Annotated in this window: 25 protein-coding genes, 1 tRNA gene, 1 riboswitch and 1 other annotated feature; of the genes, 23 read left to right on the forward strand and 3 right to left on the reverse strand. The window is 28.8% G+C overall.

The genetic code is table 11. The features are described 5' to 3' along the window. Nucleotides 1–224 precede the first annotated feature (224 nt). Nucleotides 225–1,856 (forward strand): MBL fold metallo-hydrolase RNA specificity domain-containing protein, encoded by a 1,632-nt coding sequence (locus tag ACZ41D_RS06705; protein ID WP_464150664.1) that lies wholly within the window; start codon nucleotides 225–227, stop codon nucleotides 1,854–1,856. Nucleotides 1,857–1,863: 7 nt separating this feature from the next. On the opposite strand, the gene ACZ41D_RS06710 is transcribed toward ACZ41D_RS06705, so the two are convergent. Continuing rightward, nucleotides 1,864–1,939, reverse strand: a tRNA-Thr gene (locus tag ACZ41D_RS06710). Between the two features lie 767 nt (nucleotides 1,940–2,706). On the opposite strand from ACZ41D_RS06710, the gene ACZ41D_RS06715 reads away from it, so the two are divergent. The 9 genes from ACZ41D_RS06715 (at nucleotide 2,707) to ACZ41D_RS06755 (ending at nucleotide 10,348) form a co-directional block, all read left to right on the forward strand. Beyond that, nucleotides 2,707–4,428, forward strand: coding sequence for a glycosyl hydrolase family 18 protein (locus ACZ41D_RS06715; RefSeq protein ID WP_464153125.1), 1,722 nt, complete (start codon nucleotides 2,707–2,709; stop codon nucleotides 4,426–4,428). Nucleotides 4,429–4,433: 5 nt separating this feature from the next. Beyond that, complete coding sequence (locus ACZ41D_RS06720) at nucleotides 4,434–4,739, forward strand: DUF1294 domain-containing protein (RefSeq protein ID WP_464150665.1); 306 nt, start codon at nucleotides 4,434–4,436, stop codon at nucleotides 4,737–4,739. A gap of 265 nt (nucleotides 4,740–5,004) precedes the next feature. Then, the gene (locus ACZ41D_RS06725; protein WP_464150666.1) at nucleotides 5,005–5,895 is read left to right on the forward strand and encodes a DUF5685 family protein; all 891 of its coding nucleotides are present in this window, start codon (nucleotides 5,005–5,007) and stop codon (nucleotides 5,893–5,895) included. Further along, on the forward strand, nucleotides 5,879–6,496 hold the full coding sequence (locus ACZ41D_RS06730) for a J domain-containing protein (RefSeq protein ID WP_464150667.1): 618 nt from the start codon (nucleotides 5,879–5,881) through the stop codon (nucleotides 6,494–6,496). The genes ACZ41D_RS06725 and ACZ41D_RS06730 overlap by 17 nt, the downstream gene beginning before the upstream one ends. 15 nt (nucleotides 6,497–6,511) lie before the next feature. Next, a complete protein-coding gene (locus ACZ41D_RS06735) occupies nucleotides 6,512–7,048 on the forward strand; it encodes a hypothetical protein (protein WP_464150668.1) in 537 nt (178 codons plus the stop codon). Nucleotides 7,049–7,057: 9 nt separating this feature from the next. Beyond that, nucleotides 7,058–8,125: an MBL fold metallo-hydrolase gene (locus ACZ41D_RS06740; protein WP_464153126.1), complete on the forward strand. Its 1,068-nt coding sequence runs from the start codon at nucleotides 7,058–7,060 to the stop codon at nucleotides 8,123–8,125. Between the two features lie 13 nt (nucleotides 8,126–8,138). Then, complete coding sequence (locus ACZ41D_RS06745) at nucleotides 8,139–8,357, forward strand: DUF3006 domain-containing protein (RefSeq protein WP_464150669.1); 219 nt, start codon at nucleotides 8,139–8,141, stop codon at nucleotides 8,355–8,357. Between the two features lie 32 nt (nucleotides 8,358–8,389). Then, nucleotides 8,390–8,633 (forward strand) — a binding site (T-box leader). 65 nt (nucleotides 8,634–8,698) lie between these two features. Then, complete coding sequence (gene asnA, locus ACZ41D_RS06750) at nucleotides 8,699–9,709, forward strand: aspartate--ammonia ligase (RefSeq protein WP_464150670.1); 1,011 nt, start codon at nucleotides 8,699–8,701, stop codon at nucleotides 9,707–9,709. A 126-nt stretch (nucleotides 9,710–9,835) separates the two neighbouring features. Continuing rightward, nucleotides 9,836–10,348 carry a hypothetical protein gene (locus tag ACZ41D_RS06755; protein ID WP_464150671.1) on the forward strand — a complete coding sequence of 171 codons (513 nt, stop codon included), beginning with the start codon at nucleotides 9,836–9,838 and terminating at the stop codon, nucleotides 10,346–10,348. Between the two features lie 41 nt (nucleotides 10,349–10,389). On the opposite strand, the gene ACZ41D_RS06760 is transcribed toward ACZ41D_RS06755, so the two are convergent. Continuing rightward, nucleotides 10,390–10,551, reverse strand: coding sequence for a hypothetical protein (locus tag ACZ41D_RS06760; protein WP_464150672.1), 162 nt, complete (start codon nucleotides 10,549–10,551; stop codon nucleotides 10,390–10,392). Nucleotides 10,552–10,721: 170 nt separating this feature from the next. Here ACZ41D_RS06760 and ACZ41D_RS06765 point away from each other — a divergent pair, with 170 nt between their 5' ends. From ACZ41D_RS06765 to deoC, 7 genes are all read left to right on the forward strand, one after another. Beyond that, nucleotides 10,722–10,895 carry a hypothetical protein gene (locus ACZ41D_RS06765; RefSeq protein WP_464150673.1) on the forward strand — a complete coding sequence of 58 codons (174 nt, stop codon included), beginning with the start codon at nucleotides 10,722–10,724 and terminating at the stop codon, nucleotides 10,893–10,895. Nucleotides 10,896–11,096: 201 nt separating this feature from the next. Continuing rightward, nucleotides 11,097–11,774: a TIGR01906 family membrane protein gene (locus ACZ41D_RS06770; protein WP_464150674.1), complete on the forward strand. Its 678-nt coding sequence runs from the start codon at nucleotides 11,097–11,099 to the stop codon at nucleotides 11,772–11,774. Nucleotides 11,775–11,783: 9 nt separating this feature from the next. Further along, the gene (locus tag ACZ41D_RS06775; protein WP_464150675.1) at nucleotides 11,784–12,737 is read left to right on the forward strand and encodes a restriction endonuclease; all 954 of its coding nucleotides are present in this window, start codon (nucleotides 11,784–11,786) and stop codon (nucleotides 12,735–12,737) included. Between the two features lie 65 nt (nucleotides 12,738–12,802). After that, a riboswitch (THF riboswitch) is annotated at nucleotides 12,803–12,908 on the forward strand. 66 nt (nucleotides 12,909–12,974) lie between these two features. Beyond that, the gene (locus ACZ41D_RS06780) at nucleotides 12,975–13,742 is read left to right on the forward strand and encodes a folate family ECF transporter S component (RefSeq protein ID WP_464150676.1); all 768 of its coding nucleotides are present in this window, start codon (nucleotides 12,975–12,977) and stop codon (nucleotides 13,740–13,742) included. A gap of 70 nt (nucleotides 13,743–13,812) precedes the next feature. Further along, nucleotides 13,813–14,382, forward strand: a complete 570-nt coding sequence (locus ACZ41D_RS06785; protein WP_464150677.1) for a flavodoxin family protein — start codon at nucleotides 13,813–13,815, stop codon at nucleotides 14,380–14,382. Between the two features lie 145 nt (nucleotides 14,383–14,527). Beyond that, a complete protein-coding gene (gene pduL / locus ACZ41D_RS06790) occupies nucleotides 14,528–15,100 on the forward strand; it encodes a phosphate propanoyltransferase (RefSeq protein ID WP_464150678.1) in 573 nt (190 codons plus the stop codon). Between the two features lie 14 nt (nucleotides 15,101–15,114). Beyond that, on the forward strand, nucleotides 15,115–15,762 hold the full coding sequence (gene deoC, locus ACZ41D_RS06795) for a deoxyribose-phosphate aldolase (RefSeq protein ID WP_464150679.1): 648 nt from the start codon (nucleotides 15,115–15,117) through the stop codon (nucleotides 15,760–15,762). 234 nt (nucleotides 15,763–15,996) lie between these two features. Here the strand turns inward: deoC and ACZ41D_RS06800 are convergent, their stop codons facing one another. After that, nucleotides 15,997–16,710, reverse strand: coding sequence for a TetR family transcriptional regulator (locus tag ACZ41D_RS06800; protein ID WP_464150680.1), 714 nt, complete (start codon nucleotides 16,708–16,710; stop codon nucleotides 15,997–15,999). Nucleotides 16,711–17,034: 324 nt separating this feature from the next. On the opposite strand from ACZ41D_RS06800, the gene ACZ41D_RS06805 reads away from it, so the two are divergent. The 6 genes from ACZ41D_RS06805 (at nucleotide 17,035) to ACZ41D_RS06830 (ending at nucleotide 24,477) form a co-directional block, all read left to right on the forward strand. Then, nucleotides 17,035–18,360: a glycine/sarcosine/betaine reductase component B subunit gene (locus tag ACZ41D_RS06805; protein ID WP_464150681.1), complete on the forward strand. Its 1,326-nt coding sequence runs from the start codon at nucleotides 17,035–17,037 to the stop codon at nucleotides 18,358–18,360. A 12-nt stretch (nucleotides 18,361–18,372) separates the two neighbouring features. Further along, nucleotides 18,373–19,683, forward strand: coding sequence for a betaine reductase selenoprotein B (grdH, locus tag ACZ41D_RS06810; protein ID WP_464150682.1), 1,311 nt, complete (start codon nucleotides 18,373–18,375; stop codon nucleotides 19,681–19,683). Between the two features lie 95 nt (nucleotides 19,684–19,778). Then, complete coding sequence (grdA, locus tag ACZ41D_RS06815) at nucleotides 19,779–20,255, forward strand: glycine/sarcosine/betaine reductase complex selenoprotein A (protein ID WP_464150683.1); 477 nt, start codon at nucleotides 19,779–19,781, stop codon at nucleotides 20,253–20,255. A gap of 257 nt (nucleotides 20,256–20,512) precedes the next feature. Then, nucleotides 20,513–21,997, forward strand: a complete 1,485-nt coding sequence (locus tag ACZ41D_RS06820; protein WP_464150684.1) for a glycine betaine uptake BCCT transporter — start codon at nucleotides 20,513–20,515, stop codon at nucleotides 21,995–21,997. Between the two features lie 196 nt (nucleotides 21,998–22,193). Further along, nucleotides 22,194–22,733: an NADH-quinone oxidoreductase subunit NuoE gene (nuoE, locus tag ACZ41D_RS06825; protein WP_464150685.1), complete on the forward strand. Its 540-nt coding sequence runs from the start codon at nucleotides 22,194–22,196 to the stop codon at nucleotides 22,731–22,733. Further along, nucleotides 22,714–24,477 (forward strand): NADH-ubiquinone oxidoreductase-F iron-sulfur binding region domain-containing protein, encoded by a 1,764-nt coding sequence (locus ACZ41D_RS06830; RefSeq protein WP_464150686.1) that lies wholly within the window; start codon nucleotides 22,714–22,716, stop codon nucleotides 24,475–24,477. The genes nuoE and ACZ41D_RS06830 overlap by 20 nt, the downstream gene beginning before the upstream one ends. The last annotated feature ends 13 nt before the right edge of the window (nucleotides 24,478–24,490 follow it).

The raw sequence follows: 24,490 nt of genomic DNA on the forward strand, positions 1-24,490 counted from the left end.
AATCACTCCTTATATGAATAAATAATATATTATTAAAAAAATTTCTATATTGGTATAAAAAATCCTTTATATTATTATGATTTTTTATTTAATTATTTAGAAATTATGAAGTGTTATATAATTCCTTAAGTATAATAAAAATGTTCTGAAAAATATGCGGAAATGTGTTATATTAAAACTATATATAACTTTTATGATAAATCTGTAGGGGGAGTGTGACAGATATGAAGATTGAATTTTTTGGTGCTGCAAAGGTAGTGACAGGTTCCAATTATCTCATTACTACTGATAATCAGAAAATATTAATTGATTGTGGTTTATTTCAAGGTAGTGACGAATTAGAAAAATTAAATTTTAATAATTTTCAGTATAATCCACACGATATAGATTATTTGTTGTTAACTCATGCTCATATTGACCATAGTGGAAGGGTTCCAAAGCTTGTGAAAGAAGGATTTAGAGGCAAAATAATATGTACAAAAGCTACAAAAGATTTATGTGATATTATGTTAGTTGACAGTGGACATATACAGGAATCAGATGTTGAATGGGAAAATAAGAAAAGATTGAGGTCTGGAAAGCCACTTTTAGAACCTCTGTATACAGCAGAGGATGCTAAAGTTAGCCTTAATTATTTCCATACTGTATTATATAATCAAATAATAAAATTAGATGAAAATATTAAAGTTAGATTTAGAGATGCTGGTCACATTTTAGGGTCATCAATAATAGAGATTTGGATTACTGAAAATGATCAAACTAGGAAAATAGTATTTTCAGGCGATTTAGGTATGAAAAATAGACCTATACTTAATGATCCAGATATCATTGAAGAAGCAGATTATGTTATAGTTGAGTCAACATATGGTGATAGGATACATGAAAAAGTAGAAAAGAGGACTAAAAATTTAGTCGATATAATTAATAGAACTGTATTAAGGGGTGGAAGTGTTATAATACCTTCTTTTGCTGTAGGAAGAACACAGGAATTAATTTATGAATTAAATAATTATTATGAGCATAGTGGTAAGGTTGAAGAGTATATGAAAGTTCCTATTTACATAGATAGCCCCATGGCAGTATCTGCAACAGATATTTTTAAGGCTAATACACATTTCTTTGATGATGAAGCTAAAAAATTGATATTTGAAGGAGATAATCCTTTTGAATTTAGTAATTTACATTATATAAGGAGCCAAGAAGAGTCTATAAATTTAAATAAGACTTCATTTCCTAAGGTTATTATTTCTGCTAGTGGAATGTGTACAGCAGGTAGAGTTAGGCATCATTTAAAGCATAATTTATGGGATAAAAAGAATAGTGTTGTTTTTGTTGGTTATCAAGCAGAAGGGACCCTAGGTAGAAAAATTAGAGATGGTGATAAGAAAGTTAAATTGCTTGGCGAAGAAATTGCTGTTTTTGCAGAAATATATAATATAGAAGGATTTTCTGCTCATGCTGATAAAAATGAATTAATTGATTGGTTAAGTGGTTTCAGAGAGGTTCCTAAAACTATATTTATAGTACATGGAGAAGAAGATGCTGCGAATTCTTTCAGACAGCTAATAATAAATAAATTTGATACTAATGTTGTTATACCAAATATGGGTGATGCTTATGAACTAAATGATGTTTTAGAAAAGAGAAGAAGTGGCGAAATATTAGAACCTTTGAAACAAAAAGAAAATATTGAGAAAGAGTTACAGAAAGTTTATGATCAGTTTGAAATTCTTGCAGCAAATACAAGTAAAATAATTGATGATGATTTATTGAAGAAAGAATATGACAATTTAAATAACAAACTCATTGAACTTCAACAAAAACTAATTGATATCAGCATACTTTTAGGTAAGTAATTTAAATTGGAGCTCCTGAGGGGACTTGAACCCCTGACCTACTGATTACGAATCAGTTGCGCTACCAACTGCGCTACAGGAGCATGATTAAGTAAAATATAATTCAAAATACCTAAAATTAATTATATTACTTTCTATACACTTTTTCAACTAGTTTGTTGAAATTACAATTATATTAAACACTATGATCCCCAGAAATATAAATTCCTGGGGATCATTAAAGAATATTATCAGTAATTACAGAATAATATTACTAATATTAAAAAGAAGAACAACAAACTAGAACCATTATTATCAAATCTACCCATAAATACACCTCCTTAGGAGCTATTAGTAAAACTATTATTAACTCAATATATAATATGACAAATTTAGGTTTTAGTGAGAATTAGAATTACACAAAACCAAGGAGAGTCAAATTTTGACTCTCCTTGGTTTTGTTAATTATAAATTATTAAAATGCTGTATGTTAGTGTAAAATTAGTAAATATTTTTTAATAAGCCATTACCTATAGCAGTTGCAGAATAAAATTACTAATAAAAGAAAGAAAAATAGTAATTCAGTTCCATTTTCATCAAATAAGCCTCCAAATAATCCTTTTGATTCTGTCATTATTATACCCCCTTCGGACATGCAGATTTGCATAGCTTACTATAATATATGGTAATGAATTATTAGATGTGCATGATAGTTTGTGAAATTTTGACTTCACATTAATTATGCAATTTTTTCAATTAATTATTTTTTAAGACAAATAGTTAGAAAATATGATACAATTTCTATAAGGATTGTAGAAACATAAGCTTTAAATAAATATAAACCTTTATGTTATAATGGAAGGATGATGTGATGAAGAAAGTCATTATTTTTGTATTTTTAATTATTATTGGTATATCTATATTTGCATATTTTCTTTGGCCAAATGCAACAGTTGTATCCTTTAATAATTTAAATGATACTGGTTTAGTAATTGAAGATAAGTTAATTGAAAATGATAAACCTGTTATTATTGAGAATGATAATGTGTTGATATCATTGCCAATCATAAAAGAATACTTTGACCCAAATGCATATTGGGATGATGAGTATAATATTATTATTTTTACCTTTAGAGATAAGGTTGTTAAAATGAAAGTTGACAGCAATATAGCTATGGTTAATGGTAGACCAGTGGAAATGGACAATCCATTAAGATTGTATGATGATGTACCTTATGTTTTTATTGAATTTCTTTCTGATGAATATAATATTAATGTAGAGTATGTTGAAGAAAATGATATTGCTATAATTGATATAAAAAATAACTATAAAAAGATTGCTGAAGCAATAGATAACAAGGGTGATATTAGGACAAGCCCTAATATAAAATCACCTAAATTGATTAATGATTTAGAAAAGGGAAGTGTAATGGAGGTTTTTGAAGAATATGAAAATTGGTATAAAGTAAGAAATCAAGATGGTATTATCGGATATATTGATAAAAAGCATGTTAAAATAATTTATGATGATATAGTTACAAATCAAAATGCAGTAGAAAATATAGAGACAATAAATGCAAAAAATAATGAAAAAATAACTTTACTATGGGATCCTATATATAATCAAAAGCTTAAACAAAATATAAATGGGCTAGACGTTATATCGCCTACTTGGTTTTCAATAATTGATAAAAAAGGTACGATTAAATCAAAAGTTAACAAGGAATATGTAGATTGGGCTCATGACAATGGATATCAAGTGTGGGCATTATTGGATAATAGTTTTGATCTTGAAATAACTAATTCAATATTAAATGATAGTATTATAAGAGAGAATATTATTCAAGATATGCTATATTACTTGAAGTCGTATGAAATTGATGGTATAAATATTGATTTTGAGAATGTATATTTAGAAGATAAAGATATGTTGACACAATTTATTAGAGAATTAGTTCCGATTTTTAGAGAAAATGGTCTTATTGTTTCCATTGATGTTACTGTTAAATCTAGTAGCGAGAATTGGTCTTTATTTTATGATAGAAAAGCTCTAGGAGAAGTTGTTGATTACATGGCTGTAATGGCTTACGATCAGCACTGGGCTTCTAGTCCTAAGGCGGGGTCTGTTGCTCAATATAGTTGGGTTGAAAGTAAGCTTAAAGAAATCATTGAGGAAGTTCCTTCAGAAAAAATATTATTGGGTGTACCATTTTATACACGACTTTGGAAGGTTGAAAATGTTAATGGAGAAGAAAAAGTAACTTCAATTGCAATAGGAATGGAAAGAGCTTATCAAATAATAGAAGAAAAAAATGTAGAAATATCATGGGATGAAGAAAGTGGACAATATTATGGAGAATATAGTGATGGCAAAGCTAAATACAAGATATGGCTTGAGGATGACGAATCTATAAATCTCAAATCTTCCCTTGTTCATAAATATAATCTAGCGGGCGTAGCTGCATGGAGAAAGGGGTTTGAAACTGAGGATATATGGGACGTATTAAATACCAATCTTAAAGTAAATCGAAATTATTTACAATGGGCAAGAAATAATGGGTATCAAGATTTTAATCTAGAAGGATGGAGATAATTAGTATGTCAGATATTATTCATGGTTATCTAACTGGTGAATTATATTTTTATGGTTATATTATTTTGATGAACATAATATCATTTATTCTAATGTTCATTGATAAGAAGAAGGCTAAGAAAGAAAGATATAGGATAAGGGAATCTACTTTTATGATTTTAAGTATAGTTGGAGGAGCATTAGGGGTTATATTTGGAATGATAGTTTTTCATCATAAGATAAATAAAAAAAAGTTCAATTTAGGAGTTCCTGCGATATATTTATTATTCAAATTTTTATCATTTATTGTTATTAGTATACTCAGAAATTAATTGTTGAAATTGTATAATAAAATACTATATTAAAATTCGGTTTTATTGTTATAAATGTGCTTGAATATTAGAGCAATATATAATTATGTAATATCAACATTAAAATAACTAAGCTATTGATATTTAACAGTAATTAAAATAAAATATTTATATGTCATAGATAAATAAGTTGAGATTAAGTGAAGTAACTGTATAATTACTGTCAGATTAAAATCTAAAAGTTTAAACTTTTACAGTTTGATAAAAAAGAGAAAAGGAGAATACTTTGTTTGGATACGTTATACCATATAAAGAAGAATTAAAAATAAAAGAGTATAGAATATTTAAAGCATATTATTGTGGTCTTTGTAAAAGCCTTGGGAAAAATTTTAATCAGATTGTAAGGCTTGGATTAAATTATGATTTTGCTTTTCTTTCAATTTTACTGTCTTCTATTGACATTGAGATCAAACCAAGATTTAATTTAGAGGGGTGTATTACTAATCCTTTTAAAAAAAAGCTTATAGTAGAATCTAATAAATATATAAAATATTCTGCATACGCTAGTATAATATTTACTTATTTTAAATTATTAGATGATTGGAAAGATGAAAGGTCAATTAAGTCAATATTTTCTTTGTTAGCATATTTATCACCAAAATACAAGGCAGAAAAAGAGTTTAAAGACTTATATCGAAATTCAAAAAAGATTTTAGAGGAATTAAATATTATTGAAAAACAACAATGTTCTTTAATAGATAAAAGTGCTGACTTATTTGCTAAACTGATGGAGATAATTATTATTCCTCCTTATTTAAAGGATAGCAACCAAAAAAGAATTTTAAAGTGGTTAGGCTATAATTTAGGAAGGTGGATATATATTTTAGATGCTTTTAATGATATAGAAAAAGATTTAAAAAATAATAACTATAATCCTATTTTATTGCAATATAACTACAGTAGTAATCAATCTATAGATAGCTTTATAGATAGTATAAAAGAGCCTTTAGAGTTTTCTCTTACATTTACATTAGATAATATAGCAAAAAGCTTTGAATTACTAGATGTCTATTACAATAAAACTATATTAGAAAATATAATATATATGGGAATGAGATACAAAATGGAAAAAATCATGAAAACAAGGAGGATAAAAAAATATGAAAAATCCTTATGAAATATTAGGTTTAAAAGAAGGTGCATCTGAGGAAGAAATAAAAAGGGCATATAAGAAACTAGTTAGGAAATATCATCCTGACCAATATATTAATAATCCTCTATCGGATTTAGCTGAGGAAAAATTAAAAGAAATAAATGAAGCTTATGATTATTTGATGAAAAACAAAAGGACATATTATCAATCTAGAAGAAATAACAGTTGGAGTGATAATGATAAAAGTCAATATAATAGTTATGAAATATATAATAAAATAAGGAATCTAATTCAACAAGGGAATTTAGTAGAAGCTGATAGGATGTTAGATAGTATAAATGAAAGAAGTGGAGAATGGTATTATTTAAAAGGAATGATCCTCCTTAGAAAGGGTTGGTATGATCAAGCTTATCAATTTATCAATAGAGCTGCTTCTATGGAACCTAATAATATCGAATATAGAAATGCGTTAAACAACTTAGCATATAGAACTAGATCATATAGAGATGTAGGAAGTAGCAGGGGATATGATAGCGGTCCATCAGCTTGTGATTTATGTCAATGCTTAATATGTTCTGATTGCTGTTGTGAATGTATGGGGGGAGACTTAATTAACTGTTGTTAAGTGGAGGAATGAATAATGGGTTTAAAAAGGGAAGAATTTATGTCACATAAAGTTTCTTTTGGTGGATTTATATCTTTATTGACAGTTGTATCTCTTTATATGACTTCTCTATTACCTACATTGAAATTATTCTTTTTTGCATTGAGCACCTTATTCCTATTTGTTATGGTTATGGAGTTTGGAGTAGGGTATGCTTTTATGACATTTGTGAGCTCATCATTCTTAGGAATAATACTTGTACCTAACAAAATAATATTAATTCCATATATTATTTTTTTTGGATATTATGGTATAATAAAATATTTAATAGAAAAAATTAACAATATTGTACTTGAATGGATATTTAAAATTACTCTTTTTAATATCTTTACATATCTTTCATTTATAATAGCAAAAAGTATTTTTGTTATTCAGATAAATATTGATTTACCTTTTTGGATAATTGTAATCTTATTTCAAATTGTTTTCATAGTGTACGATTATTGTTATAGTTTAAGCATATCATATTATAAGAAATATATACAAAAGAAAATAATTAACAATAGGAGGTAGACTCAATTGGTGAAGCTTAAAAAGTTGAGATTTTTTTTGTTTTTTTTCTTATTAATATGTGCTTTGATCGTTTCAGGATGTAGTAATGAAATTGTATTGGAGAATAATGAAGCACAAGACTTATACGACAATAATAAATTAATTGTTCATTTTCTCGATGTTGGACAAGCAGATTGTATATTGATTCAGCTTCCAAATGGAGAGGTTTCATTAATCGATGGAGGCAACAGAGATGACGCAGAGTTTATTATAGATTACCTTCAAAATCTAAAAATAAAGAGAATTGAATATCTTATTGCGACTCATCCTCATGAGGACCATATAGGAGGTTTGCCTAAGATTATCAAAAGTTTCGATATTGGAAATATTTATGCACCTTTAAAAGAAGCAAATACTAAGGTGTTTGAATCTTTTTTAACTGAGGTAAAAAATAAGGGACTAAAGATAAATGCTGCTATGGGTGGAATGAAAATAATTGATGAGGATGATTTACAATATATCATATTAGCACCTAACAGTAAAGAATACGAAGAAACTAATGAATATTCAATAGTTAATAAACTTTCTTTTAAAGACATATCTTTTTTATTTACAGGAGATGCTGAAAAAGTTTCAGAAAATGAAATGATGGAAAAAGGTTTTGATTTATCATCAAATGTATTAAAGGTTGGTCATCACGGTGGTTATACATCTACAAATGAGAATTTTTTAAAAAGAGTAAATCCTGAATATGCGGTAATATCAGTAGGGAAAGATAATGATTATGGTCATCCAAGTAGTGATGTTTTAGATAGACTAAAAAAAGAAAATGTAAAAATATTAAGAACAGACGAATTAGGTACAATAATAATGACTTCAGATGGAGTTAATATTTCAATATCTAATGTAGACGATAAAGTAAATAGTGAAAATAGTGTTCCGAATAAAGAAGTATATTATATTGGAAATAAGAAGACAAAAGTTTACCACTTAAATAGTTGTAATTCATTACCTTCTAAAGATAATCAAATTATATTTAAAAACAAGGAAGAGGCAGAAAAAAGGGGATTTAGGCCACATAAAACATGTGTAGATTAGAGGTGTAATAATTATGCAAGGAATAATAGATCGATTTGAAGGAAGTTTTGTTATAGTAGAAATGGAAAATGGTAAAATGATTAATATAGAAAGAAATAAAATACCTAAGAAAGCTAAAGAAGGTAATGTTATAGTTATTGAAAATGGGAATATTTATATTGACTATGATAAAACAAGAAAAAGGAAACAAAAAATTGATAAATTAATGAAAAAATTATTTGACAAATCTTAAAATTTAGTATATAATTTCAAAAAAATAAATATTTATTTACTATGAAAGGAAGAGTAGATATAAGGTGTAGTTAAAGAGAGTCGGTGATGGTGGAATACCGATACAAGCCTTTTATTGAAGAACATCCTTGAGTTTTTAACCGAAATCTTATGAGAGTAGGCTTAAACGGAGCCATACCGTTATAAAATGGACAGTATCGATTTATTCTGTACTGATTAAAGTGGGCTTATTTAAGCCAATTAAGGTGGTACCGCGAATTAACCCTTCGTCCTTATATTAGGGATGAAGGGTTTTTAGTTTTTTAATGCAACAAAAATAAAATATATTAGGAGGCGATTTAATTGAGTTTTAGTTTATCAATTCAAAATTATCAAGGGAAAAACTTAAATATACTAGAAACAGAAATTGCTATTAAAAAACTTAAAGATTATTTTGAAAGAGAATTAGCTAAAAAATTAAATTTAATAAGGGTATCAGCACCTTTATTTGTAAGATCTGAAAGTGGAGTAAACGATTATTTAAATGGAATAGAAAGACCAGTTTCTTTTAATGTAATTAATGATAGTTGTAAAGTAGAAATAGTTCAATCTTTGGCTAAATGGAAAAGATTAGCGCTTAAGAAGTATGGATTTAAGATAGGAGAAGGTTTATATACTGATATGAATGCAATAAGACCTGATGAAAAAGTTGATAATATTCATTCAGTATATGTGGACCAATGGGATTGGGAGAAAATAATTTCTAAAGAAGATAGAAATGAAGAAAAACTTAAAGAGATAGTAAAAGATATATATAGTGTATTAAAGACAACTGAGAGTTATGTTTATAATATGTATCCATTTATTGATAAAATACTACCAAAAGACATATTTTTTATTACTACTCAAGAACTTGAAGATTTATACCCTGATATGACTCCAAAGGAAAGAGAAGATGCGATAACAAAAGAAAAAAGAGCAGTTTTCATAATGAAAATAGGTGATAAATTAAAATCTGGGATAAAACATGACGGACGTTCACCAGATTATGATGATTGGAACTTAAATGGAGATATATTAGTATGGGATCCTGTAATAGAACAAGCTCTAGAACTTTCATCAATGGGAATTAGGGTAGATTCTATAGCACTTGATAGACAATTAAGACTAGCAAAGTGTGAAGAAAGAAGAGAATTTATGTTTCATAAAATGCTATTAAATGATGAATTGCCTTTTACTGTTGGTGGAGGTATTGGTCAATCTAGATTGTGCATGTTTTTCTTAAGAAAAGCTCATATTGGAGAAGTTCAATCATCGGTGTGGCCTGAAGAAATGATAAAAGAATGCAGCCAAAAAGGTATTTTTTTGTTATAATATATAAAAAGGAACATAATAAGACTGAGAGCAGACTTATAGTTTATAGACGATTGCAAATTTAAGAGAACTTTAATTGTTCTTTGGCAATCGTCTATTATAGTCTGTATTTTGGAGGGGAGTTTTTTGAGCAAAATTTTTAAAGAAAAATTATTATATATATTATTAGGAATTGGCATAGGGTTAGTTACTTCAAGTTCATTATTTATTATTAATTCTACAGAGCAGGTGAAAGAATATAGCGATGAAGAAATTATCCAAAAAGCAAAAGAATTAGGTATGGTTTATATTAAAGATGTAGTTCAGGTTAATGAAAAAAATAATGATAAAAATGATGATAAAAGTGATGATAAAAATGATAACAATGAAAGTGTTCAAGTTAGAGAAGATGAAGGTAATAGTAGATTGGTTGAGAATCTCAGTAATACTGAATATATTGAGTTTACGATTGATAAGGGAGAATCTACTGAATCAGTTTCAAAAAGATTATTTGAAAAGGGTATAATTGATGATAGCGGTAAATTTAATACTTATATATCAAAAAAAGGTCTAGAAAAGAAAATATTATATGGTAATTATAAGATAAAAAAAGGGAGTACATACGATGAATTGATAAAGTTATTTACGCAAGTAAATTAATATAATAATATGGTAAGACGGTCATAAAATGACCGCCTATTTTAATTCTCAAATATCCTAATTCCCTTACCACAACCAAAAATGAAAAAGAAAATAAACACAAAGAATATTATGAATATGAAACTTCCACCAAAGAAAAATCCTGCAGTTTCTTCTTTATTTTCATTTATCATATCTTCTTGTGGAATTATTCTTCTATTCATTGAGACACCTCCTGAGTATATTTCATTATATAATATGTTTTGAAAAAAATTATGTTACTATAGGAAAATAGGATACAATACAATTTATTGAGTGATTTTATATTGAATATTATTAAATGGTATTTAGCATACTAATATTAATTTAAATTTATAAATGAAGGAGTGTTTTTATGGATCAAGCGACAAATTTTGAGGAGATAAAAGAAAGATTTAAGAAAGCAAACCTTGATGAAAAGATAAGGATTTACACTTCAACTGAAGGGCTTACTGTAGAGCAATTTAAAGAACTTCTTAGGATGTTTCCTATTCAGCATTTAGACAAATTAGAAAAGGCTATGGCATAAGAAACATAGAAACGGCACTAATGTTTTTCTGAAATGAAAACATTAGTGCCGTTATATGTACGGTTTCAAGTGTTAAAGTTAAAATAAGTCTGTAAAACATAAAGTTTTTCTGGTATAGGTAAACAGGGTTTTTAACCAAACTAATTAACTAATATTATATTAATATAAAGTAGAAATTTAATATTATAGGTAGGTGGATTTATGAAAGTAATAGTAATGATTTCAAGTGTTGCACTTATTTTTTCTTTACCTATTGTGCTTTTATTAACTTCGGTTGAATTAAATACTTTTAATTTAGATTTTTATGAAAATAAGTATGAACAATATGGAATAATGGATAAAACAAAAATAAATAAGTCTGAATTATTATATATTACTAAACAATTACTAGATTATTTAAGAAACAGAAGAGACGATATTAATATTTATGCAAAAGTAGGACTTCAAGTGAAACAGGTATTTGGTGAAAAGGAAAAACTTCATATGGAGGATGTAAAAAATTTATTTCAAAAAGGGTTTTTATTAAGAAATACTTTACTTATAATATCATTACTATCCTTGTTTTTTTTGTTGAGATTTGCTAAGGATAAATTAAAAAAAGTATTAACAATAACTTTGGTATATCCTATAGTGATAATTATATTATTACTTATATTATTAAATATTGATTTTAATAAATATTTTACATATTTTCATTTGATTTTTTTTAATAATGATTTATGGGTTTTAAATCCTAAAACTGATATTATAATACAAATGTTACCATTAGAATTTTTTTACAGTATAGCTTTAAGGATAATAATATGTTTTTCAATTTCATTATTACTAATATTTTTATTTTCCAGGTTAATAATAAAGAAAGGATATAAATTATTATAGGAGTGAAATGTGACTTTGTATGATATTGAACATGAGCTTTTAAATAAAATTAGGAAGTTACATAAAGAGTTGAAAATAATGTTTTTTTATATTAAGGAAGTTAATAAGAATAAAAGTCTTATAGCAATATTTTTAGATAAAATTTCAATAGCGATAATAATTAATTTTACAATTATTGTGATATCATATACAATGACTAAAGATTATTTATTTACACTTTGTGTGTTTATTCAATTTTTTATTTTATTTATCCTAATAACTTATCAAATTAAAAAAAATAAATACAAATGTGCAATTCAAAAAGTCAACGATGATTTAGCTAGAAAAAAAATATCAAATGATTTATATAATATGAACGAATTAGAATTCAAACAATATATTAAAAATATATTAGGCAAAAGTAAAATTATGGATTTGCAAATGATAAATCAAGAATTTATAGATATTGTAGGAAGACTATCAAATAATGTTGTTGCTGTAAAATGTATAAAGCGCGAGACAAAGTATAAAATAAATATTGATGATATAAAAAGATTTATAATAGAATTAAAAAATATGAATTTCCAAATGGGAATTATTATTACAAATGGATACTATTCGGATGATGTTAAAGATATCATTAAAAAAATAGAAAGACATAAAAAAATATATCTAGTAGATTTTGATTTTTTGATTAAAATTCTTAAAGTTGAAAATGAATATCCTAGCAAAAGAGAAATTAGAAGTATTATATTGGATATGAATATGTTAAACAGCAATGACAAACAAAAGATTAGTAGAGAAAGAATATTTTCTAGCAATAAAGCTTTAAGATTTTTTTGTTTTGGATTTATTACGTATTTTTTAGGTAAGACATCTTCATTAAAAAATTACTATAGCTTAGTTAGCTATTTTTTGATGGTTTTCGGTTTAATTTCTGCTGGAAATTACTTTTTAAAATTTGTCAATAAAATATTGTCTTAAATATACTTAAGTATCAAGGTTTACAAAATGAGAATATTATTGTACAATGTGAGTGTAAGTAAGTTGACAGAGTAGGCAAAGCGCGTTAAGTGTTAAGGGATGGGAAGTTGCCCTTAAACGAAAAGTGAAACTTGTAAGTTTTGCTTGCGATGCTTTGCTGCATCCGCTGTCACATAAGAGAATCGTCCCTTCTCTTTAGTGTGACAGTTTGACGCTAAAGAGAAGGGAGGTGAAAGTTTGATTTTAATAAAGAAAAAGAATAAATTAAGTACTAAAACTCTTGTTACTTCTAGTTTATTAACAGCAATAAGTATTATCCTCACTAGGTTTTTGTCTGTTATGATTCCATTGGCAGGACTTCCTGCTTTAAGATTTGGATTTGGAGAAGTTCCAATAATGATTACTGGAATGTTATTTGGACCAGTAGCCGGAGGGATAAGTGGTTTGGTAGCAGACTTAGTTGGCTCTACTTTGTTTCCTCAAGGGGCATTTTTCCCTGGCTTTACTGTAAGTTCAATGCTCTGGGGTATAATCCCAGGTATGTTTTATTCTATTATAAAGAAAAAAAACATTAAATTGAACTATAATTTTATTAATACTATTGTAATTATTGGAATTTCTCTTGGTGTAATAAAAGTTCTTTTTGCAATGGAAGTATTAGATATAATAAATGGTACATTTTATTTTTATGATAAACCTATATCTCTATTAACTATTTCAATTCTTGCTATAATTATATTAACTTTTATTATTGCACCTATATTTATAAGTAAAAAAATTGGAAAAACTAATAGCATATATTCTATTGATAAGATAGCGTTTATAGTGTCTATAAGTTATGTTATAATAGCTTTAGGCTTAAATACTTTTTGGCTTTCAATAATGTTTAATAAAGGATTTTTAGTTTTTTTACCAGGAAGAGTATTATCAGGTATAATCGTTATTCCAATAAATTCTATGATTATTTATACATTATGCAAATATCTCAAAAAGGTTGGATATTAAACATTAAATACTATTATACCTCGGGTGTTAACCCGAGGCATAATAGTATTTAATGGGAGAGGGGAAATTTATGAAGAAAGTATTAGCGATTATGGGCAGTCCTCGTAAAAATAAAAATACAGATTTACTCCTTGACCAAGTAATAAAAGGAATATCGATCCATAAACCACAAATAGATAAAATATATTTAAGAGATTTAAATATTTCACCTTGTATTTCTTGCGGATATTGTGAAAAAACTGGAGAATGTTCAATAAAGGATGATATGCAGGAGCTGTATAAAAAATTCGACGATAGTGATGTAATAATTATTGCATCACCTTTATACTTCAATACTGTTAGTAGCTTAGTAAAGATTATGATAGATAGATGTCAAGTTTTTTGGGCAAATAAATATATAATTAGAAATCCTTCAATTTATACTAAGAAAAAAAGAAAAGGATTGTTTATTTGTACAGCTGGTTCCCCTTATCGAGAAAACCAGTTTGATGCGTGTGTACCTGTGATGGATTTATTTTTTAAAGCTATTAATACGTCTTATACTGATAATATATTTGTATCAAATACTGATAAAGTATTTATCAATAAGAGAGAAGATGTATTAAACAAGAGTTATGAAATAGGGAGAAATTTATTGTAATTGATAATTATAGGAAAAAGGTTTTGATTATAAAATAAGTTTACGAATCGATTAGAGCAATTAATTTGATTTTTTTTATTAGAAATTTTATAATTTAATGAGGGAAAAATTGAGTATTTAACTATTTAAAATGGAGGGATATAATATGAGGACAGAATTACCAATAGCTATGTCAAATAAACATATTCATTTATCACAGGAAGATTTATATAAGCTTTTTGGTGAAGGATATGAACTTACAAAGAAAAAGGACTTGTCACAACCCGGACAGTACGCAGCAGAGGAGAAAGTAGATATAGTTGGACCTAAAGGGACATTATCAGGAGTTAGAGTTTTAGGCCCTGTTAGAAAAGCAACTCAGATTGAAATATCTATATCAGATGGCTTTAAGCTTGGGATTAATGCCCCTATTAAAAACTCTGGAGATTTAAAAGGCACTCCTGGTGCAAAAATAGTTGGACCTAAAGGAGAAATAGAGATTAAAGAAGGGGTTATTGTAGCTGCAAGACATATTCACATGAGTGCAGAAGAAGCTAAAGAATTTGGCGTTAAGGATAGAGATATAGTAAAAGTTAGGACCAGAGGTATAAGAGGATTAGTATTTGAAAATGTTTTAGTTAGAAGTGGAGATGGACACAAGCTTGAAATGCATGTTGACATAGAAGAAGGAAATGCTGCTGGAGTAAAAAATGGAGATTTGGTGGAATTAATAAAATAATTGGAGGTTATTGTATGAATAATATTGCATCATTTATTGATCACACTATTTTAAAATCTGATGCAACAAAAGACGATATAAAAAAAATATGTACTGAAGCAAAAGAGTATAATTTTGCATCCGTATGCGTAAATCCATATTATGTTAAATACGCAAAAAGTTTATTAAAAGATACAAATGTTAAGGTTGCTTCTGTAATAGGTTTTCCCTTGGGGGCTACACCTAAAGAAGTAAAAGCTTTTGAAGCTAAAAATGCTATTAATGATGGAGCAGAAGAACTCGATATGGTTATTAATATTGGTGCTCTCAAAGACGGAAAATATAATATAGTTTTAGATGATATAAAGGCAGTGGTAAATGAGAGTAGGGATAAGGCATTAGTTAAGGTGATAATTGAAACATGTCTTTTAACAGATGAAGAGAAAGTTAAAGCATGTGAATTAGCAAAGGAAGCAGGAGCAGATTATGTTAAGACATCTACAGGATTTAGCACTGGAGGAGCAACTGTTGAAGATGTTAAACTTATGAGGAGTGTTGTTGGTGAGGATATGGGCGTAAAGGCATCTGGAGGTATTAGGGATTATGCCAAGGCTAAAGCTATGATAGATGCTGGTGCTTCAAGAATTGGGGCTAGTTCTTCAGTAAAAATTGTTAGTCAATAATTTATTTTATATTGAATCTAAACAAACTATAAAATGCATCAATTTGTTTACACTATAATAATACAATTGGTGCATTTTTTCTATAGGAATTTATCGGGGGAAATTAAAATGAGAATTAAAGAATTTAATTTTAAGGCTAAAGATGGTACAGAGTTATAAGAAAAGAGATCAATGGTTATATTTTTAATTTATCAGTTAGAAGAGAGTGGAGATAGAGAAAATTTTGTCTCACTCTCATAAAGCTATATATGTTTCATTATTATTGATATCTCTATTTAAATTAATTTTTATATCAGTAATTAAATGTGCTTGACATATCTTGACTATATATTTCATAGTTTTAGATACTAACTCTTCACAACTTAAAGTTGTCTTGTTATTAATAATTTTAGATAACATTCCTTTATAAATAAACATAGTCATTTCAATAATATCATCTATATCTTCTTCTTTAAAAAAGCCTTGTTTTACACATTCCTTCAAAAGAATTTTTGACCTTCCGTATAAGCTATTTCTAGTTAGCATTTCTCTAATATTTTTAGAAGTATTGCCTAATTCTTCAGGATATATTGTATAATATTGAGTTATATAATCTAAAATTGAATTGTTTAAATTTGTTAAGAATATTGCATTGTATATTTCGGGTGATTTATAAGAATAATAACAAAAGCATTCCCAGACCAAAAGATTTTCATCTAAAGCATTTTTAGAATTTTTTATGTATCTTGGTAGGTTTTGTACGTATTTTTTTGTAAATTTCATAGCAGCTAAAAATTTTAAATGATCTAGATTTTCAAAATAATTATATAATGTTGCACTATTATAACCTGCTAAATTAGCTACTTTTCTAATGGTTACTTTTTCTAATCCTTCTTTCTTAATTATTTGAGCTGCTGCATCAATAAAATATTTGAACATTCGTTTCCTTTTTAATTGTAAATTATACATAACTTGTCCCCCTTATTTTTAACAACAATAATTATAATATAGAACATAATTATTTAAAAGTAGAAAAATAGTTTTATTTTAGGGAATATGCAAAAATTTTATTATTAAAAAGTTAAATTAACTGAAATGTTATTTTGTTCTAAAATCATTAATATATTTTGCAAAAAGGTAAAAGATATATTATAGATATTTTTTATAGTTTAATAAAAAAATATATATAAATATCATAATCGTGATTGAAATATAATCATGATTATGATATACTCATAATAAATGTTAGTTAAATAATTAACATTAATACAATGATGAAAGGAGTGTAGGCGAATGAAATTAGAAATTGGCAATTTTCATGTTAAGGATGCTGTTTTTGGTGATGTTACTAAATTCGAAAACGGTGTACTTACTATTAACAAGAAGGAAGCACTTGATTTTATTATGGAGGATGAGCATATAACAGAAGCAGATTTAGTTATTGCAAAACCAGGGGATAGCATAAGAATTGTTCCAGTAAAGGAAGCTGTAGAACCAAGATGTAGACTAGATGACAGATCGGTATTTCCCGGAGTAACAGGTGATGTTGAAAAAGCTGGAGAAGGAAAGCTACACGCATTGAAAGGCTGCAGTGTTTTAGCTGTAGGAAAACACTGGGGAAGCTTTGGAGATGGACTAATTGATATGAGTGGTGAAGGAGCAAAATATACACTATTTTCGCAATTAATAAATATCTGCTTAGTTGCTGATACAGATGAAGAATTTGAAAGATACGAACAACAAAAGAAAAATCACGCATTAAGATGGGGTGCACATAGATTAGCAGAGTACTTAGGTAAAACAGTTAAAAATTTAGAACCTGAAGAGGTTGAGACATATAAACTTGATCCTATCACTAAAAGGACAGAGGAAGAAAAGAAACTTCCTTCAGTAGTTCTTGTTATGCAACCACAATCACAGATGGAAGAAATGGGTTATAATGATTTAGTATATGGATGGGATTTAAACCATTTTGTGCCTACATTTATGCATCCAAATGAAATATTAGATGGTGCTTTAATATCTGGAAGTTTTATGCCTTGTTCTTCAAAATGGTCAACTTATGATATGCAAAACTTTCCAACTATTAAAGAATTGTATAAAGCTCATGGAAAAACTATTAATTTCTTAGGTGTAATCATGTCAAATTTAAACGTGTCATTAGAACAAAAGAAACGTTCTTCAATTTTTGTTGCTCAAATGGCTAAATCATTGGGGGCAGATGGAGCAATAGTTACAGAGGAAGGATATGGAAATCCAGATGCAGATTATATTATGTGCATAGCTGCTTTAGAAGATGCTGGAATTAAAACTGTAGGAATAAGTAATGAATGTACTGGTAGAGATGGTGCTTCTCAACCACTAGTTACATTGGACGAAAAGGCGGATGCTCTTGTTTCTACTGGAAATGTATCAGAGCTTATTGAGTTACCACCAATGGAAACAGTTATTGGAGAATTGGAAGCCTTAAGTAGAGATGGATTATCTGGTGGATGGGCAGTAGATGAAAAATTAGGGCCATCTGTTCGTGAAGACGGTTCAATAATAATGGAAAACAATTCAATGTTTTGTGGTGATATGATAGCTGGTTGGTCACCAAAAACTGTGAAAGAATTTTAAGGAGGTGGGAAAATGAAAAAGGCAATTCATTATATAAATCAATTTTTTGCAGGCATTGGAGGAGAAGACAAAGCTGATTATGAACCTGAAATAAGAGAAGGACTAGTAGGACCAGCAATGGCTTTAAATAGCGTTTTAGACGCTGAAGTTACTCATACGATTATCTGTGGAGATAATTTTATTGGTTCAAATAAGGATGAGGCAGTTAAAAGAATATTAGGATTTTTGGAAGATAAAGAATTTGATGTATTTATTGCAGGACCTGCTTTTCAAGCTGGTAGATATGGTGTGGCTTGCGGAGTAATTTGTAAAGCTGTAAAAGATAGATTTAATGTACCAGTTATAACTTCAATGCATGAAGAAAATCCTGGTGTTGAAATGTTTAAAAAAGAGATGTACATCTTTCCAGGTGGCAAAAGTGCTGCAGCAATGAGAAAGGATATAAAAAAAATAGCTGATTTTGCAAATAAAATATTGAATGGAGAAAAATTAGGATCAGCAGATGAAGAAGGATATTTCGTGAGAGGAATTAGACATCAAGTTTGGCTAGAATCAGGGAAGACAGCAGCAGAAAGAGGAGTAGAAATGCTTGTAAAGAAACTTAATGGAGAACCTTTCCAAACTGAGTTACCTATTCCTAAACTTGATAGAGTACCTATTGCTAAGCCAATAAAAGATTTGAGCAAGGCTACTATAGCACTTGTTACTTCAGGTGGAATTGTTCCAGTAGATAATCCAGACAGAATACAATCTGCATCAGCTACAAGGTGGGGAAGATATGACATATCGAATATGGATAGACTTGAACCAGGTGTATTTAAAACTATACATGCTGGATACGATCCAGCAGCAGCAGATGCAGATCCAAACGTATGCGTTCCTGTAGATGTAATGAAAGCTTATGAAAAGGAAGGCAAAATAGGTAAGTTACATGAATATTTTTATTCAACTGTTGGTACAGGTACTACTCAAGCTGAAGCTGCTAGAATGGGTAGGGAAATATTAAAATACCTTAAAGAAGCAAAAGTTGATGGAGTTATATTAACATCGACCTGAGGTACTTGTACACGTTGCGGTGCAACAATGTTAAAGGAGATTGAAAGAGGTGGAATTCCAATAGTACACATGGCTAATTTAATTCCAGTAGCAACTACTGTTGGAGCTAATAGAATAGTACCAACTATTTCCATACCATATCCATTAGGAGACCCTAAACAACCAAAAGAACAACAGTGGAAATTACGTTACCACAGAGTTGGTGTTGCATTAGAGGCATTAACTACTGATATTAAAGAACAGACAGTATTTAAAGTAAAAATATAATCAATAAATTTTAACCTATGAATTTGATATGAATTTCTTGAGAGAAATACTGGCAACAACAAAATTTTATAAAAATAATGAAAGGAAGTGTGAGAATGGGCTTTTATGATGGTAAAAAAGTTATCATTATAGGCGATAGAGATGGAATACCAGGTCCAGCAATGGAAGAATGTTTAAAAACTACTGGTGCAGAAGTAGTATTCTCATCAACAGAATGCTTTGTCTGAACTGCAGCAGGCGCAATGGACCTAGAAAATCAGAAGAGAGTGAAGGAATTAACTGAAAAATACGGTGCAGAAAACATCGTTGTAATATTAGGGGCAGCAGAAGCAGAAGCAGCTGGATTGGCAGCAGAAACTGTAACAGCTGGAGACCCAACCTTCGCAGGTCCATTGGCAGGAGTCCAGTTAGGACTTAGAGTATATCATGCAGTTGAACCAGAATTTAAGAATGAAGTAGATGCTGATGTATATGATGAACAAATAGGTATGATGGAAATGGTTCTTGATGTAGATGAAATAATTGAAGAAATGAAGAATATCAGGGAAGAATATTGTAAGTTTAAAGATTAAAACAAAAAATAAGGGTGATATTTTCATATCACCCTTTTGTAAAATACAGGGTAAATCAAATATTTCAATTTTAACAATATTATATTTTTAATAATTTTTAGAATAAAAGATTAAAATGTTAAAATTTATTTTATATGTTAATAATTTGAATTATTGTAAAATTTAGAAATGCTTAATTGGCTAATTTTTAATTCAATAATTTAAAGGTAATATATAATAACGTTTTTAGATAAAAAACATAAAAAAGAGGTGTTTAAATGGAAAATCATGTATCAAGGAGTAGAAAAAATGACGTTTTTATAATTTCGCTATTAGTAGTAGGGTTAATAATTCTTTGGGGACTTATTTTCCCAACTAATTTTGAGTCAGTTGCAAATGCTACATTTAATTTTTTAGTTAATGACTTTGGTTGGTTCTATATGATAACAATGTTTTCATTTATTGTATTTTCTATATGGATTGCTTTTAGTAAATATGGTAACGTTAAACTTGGTAGCGATGATTCAGAACCAGAATATAGCTATATATCTTGGTTTGCAATGCTATTTAGTGCAGGAATGGGTGTTGGTTTAGTGTTCTGGGGTGTAGCAGAACCATTAAATCATTTTGTAAATCCTCTTGGCGTAGAAGGTGGAACTGCAGCAGCAGCTGATTTTGCTATAAAGAAATCATTTTTTCACTGGGGATTACACCCATGGGCAAATTATTGTGTTTTGGCATTACCTTTAGCTTATATGCAGTTTAGAAAAAACAAGCCAGGATTAATTAGTAGCGTGTTCATTCCACTTATTGGTGAAGAGAGAGTAAGAGGTCCAATAGGAAAATTAATAGACATTTTGGCTATATTTGCAACAGTAGCAGGTGTCGCTACTTCATTGGGAATGGCTACAATGCAAATAACAAGTGGATTTAATTATTTATTTAATGTTCCTGAAACCAATTTCGTACGAATTATAGTTATTTTAATAGTAACTGTATTATTTATGATATCTGCAATAACAGGGTTAGACAAAGGAATTAAGTTCTTATCAAATGCTAATATTTTATTAGCTATTATTTTAACGATTTTATCATTTATTATTGGACCTAGCCTTAAAATAATTAATACTTTAACAAATGGAGTAGGAATTTATTTTAACGATTTGATTAAAGATAGTTTTCAAATGAACCCTTATGGAGATAATTCTTGGCTAGGTGGATGGACAATATTCTACTGGGCATGGTGGATTGCTTGGGCACCATTCGTAAGTTCATTTATCGCACGTATATCAAAGGGTAGAACAATTAAAGAGTTTGTTGGAGGAGTATTGTTAGTACCTGCATTGGCTTCATTCATTTGGTTTGCAGTATTTGGTTCTATGGGAATTAATACTGGTATGGAAGTTGCTACTGAAGCAATAAAGAGTACTTCTACAGCTTTCTTTGTTGTAATGGATAAATATGCTTTTGGTAGCATTATTTCTATGGTTACTGTTGTGTTATTATGTACTTTCTTTGTTACTTCAGCAGATTCAGCAACATTTGTGTTGGGTATGATGTCATCAAATGGAAATCTTAACCCAGATACAAAGAGAAAAGTAATTTGGGGAATTATTCAATCATCATTAGCTTTAGCTTTAATGTTAGCTGGAGGATTGGGAATGCTTCAAACAGCTTCCATAGCAGCAGCTTTCCCATTTGCATTTATAATGATATTTGCTATGTGGTCATTAGTGAAAGTATTGAAAACTGAAAAATTATAAAAATTATTTATAAGAATTACAATGAAGTGGGACAAAAAATTCACAACAAATTAAATAATTAGGTTTAAATATCTGTATATAAATATTATAATAGTATAAGAAAGTAAAATTTAAGATAGAGCTATGGGAAAGATGTTTTGTCTTTCCATAGCTCTCTATTATGATATAAATTTGTATATAAAGGAGCTGAGTCAAATTGTGTAACCAATGTGGTGAGAAAAATTTAGAATTAAATTTTAGAGATGACAAAGTAGATGTTTCATTAATTGATAGCGTATTAGATGAGTTTAAAGGGAAAAAGGGAAGTTTGATAAGTATTCTACAAAAAACGCAGGAAATATATGGTTATCTTCCTCTAAGTGTATTAAAGTATATTGCTGAAAAAACTGGAAATAAAAAAGCGACTATTTACGGAGTTGCAACATTTTACACTCAATTTAGGCTTAATCCAGTCGGCAAATATTTAATTTTGCAGTGTCAAGGTACAGCATGTCATGTAAATGGATCAAAAGAAGTAAGCACAGCTATTTGTGAAGAATTAGGTATTAGCCCAGGTGAAACGACAAAGGACGGAATGTTTACTCTTGAAGATGTTGCTTGTCTTGGATGTTGTAGTTTAGCGCCAGTTATGATGATAAATGGAGAAGCATATGGTAAGCTTACTCCTAGCAAAGCTATAGCGATAATACGAGATATATATAAAAAGGAGAAAGAAGGTGAAGCAGTTGCAAATTAGAGTTGGTTTAGGCAGTTGTGGAATAGCTGCAGGTGGTAACAAAGTTATGAATGCACTAAAAGACGAAATAAAAGCTCAAAATATTGATGTAGTTATTAAGCCTACTGGATGTATAGGAATGTGTTTCTATGAGCCAATCGTTGATGTAATAGATGGTGAAGAAAGTTATACTTATGGATATGTTAATGAAGAAATAGCAAGAAGAATAGTTCAAGAGCACATAATTGGTAAAAAACCAATTGAAGAGTATATAGTTTACTCTAGTAACAAAAAGGATCCTTTCATGGAAAAACAGGTAAGAGTTGCTCTAGAACATTGTGGAAAAATAAATCCTGAATCTATAGAAGACTATATCGAAGCAGGTGGATATAAGGCTACTGAAAGAGTATTGTTGGAAATGACTCCAGAGGATGTAATTGAGGAGATAAAGATATCAGGTTTAAGAGGTAGAGGTGGAGCAGGTTTTCCTACATGGTTTAAATGGAATGCTGCAAGAGCTTCTAAGGGAGAAGAAAAATATGTAGTTTGTAATGCTGATGAGGGGGATCCAGGAGCATTTATGGACAGAAGCGTCCTAGAAGGAGATCCTCATAAGCTTATAGAAGGTATGATAATAGCAGGTTATGCAATTGGAGCTAAAGAAGGAATAATTTATTGTAGAGCTGAGTATCCTTTGGCTATAAAAAGATTAGAGATTGCAATGAAACAAGCTAGAGAAAAGAACTTTTTAGGTAAAAATATCTTAAATTCTGGATTTGATTTCGACATAAGTATTAAAATGGGTGCAGGAGCTTTTGTATGTGGTGAAGAAACAGCTTTATTAGAATCCTTAGAAGGAAAAAGAGGAATGCCAAGATTAAAGCCTCCATTTCCAGCACAATCAGGATATTGGAGAAAACCTACAAACATTAATAATGTTGAAACTTATGCAAATGTTTCTTGGATAATTAAGAATGGTCCACAAAAATTTGCTGAAATAGGAACAGAAAAAAGTAAGGGCACTAAAGTTTTTGCATTATCAGGGAAAATAAAAAAAGGCGGATTAGTTGAAATACCAATGGGAATGACACTAAGAGAAGTTATCTTTGATATAGGTGGAGGAATAAAAGAAGATAAAAAAATAAAAGGGGTACAAATGGGAGGCCCTTCAGGTGGATGTATTCCTGCGGAATTATTAGATACGCCTGTAACTTATGAAGATATCAATAAAACTGGTGCAATAATGGGTTCTGGTGGAATGGTAGTAATGGATGAAGGAACTTGTATGGTTGATATGGCTAGATTTTTCCTCCAATTTACTTGTAATGAATCTTGTGGTAAATGCATATATTGTAGGATAGGTACAAAGAGAATGCTTGAAATATTAGAAAAAATCACAGAAGGCAACGCTGAACTTGAAGATTTAGAAGAACTAGAAGAATTAGCTGTAAGTGTAAAAGATGGTTCTTTATGTGGATTAGGGCAAACAGCACCAAATCCTGTATTGACTACATTAAAATACTTTAAAGATGAATATATATCACATATAGTTGATAAAAAATGTCCAGCTAAAAAATGTACTCCGTTGTTAACATATAAAATTAATAGTGAGAAATGTGTAGGTTGTGGTGCGTGTGCAAGAAAATGTCCAGTAGGAGCGATAACTGGTGAGATAAAAAAAGCTCATGTAATCGATATGGACAAGTGTATTAAATGTGGTAACTGTGCAAATACATGTAGATTTGGCGCAGTTGTAGTTGAATAGAAAGGGAGTGTAG

The organism is Brassicibacter thermophilus (genome assembly GCF_055378355.1).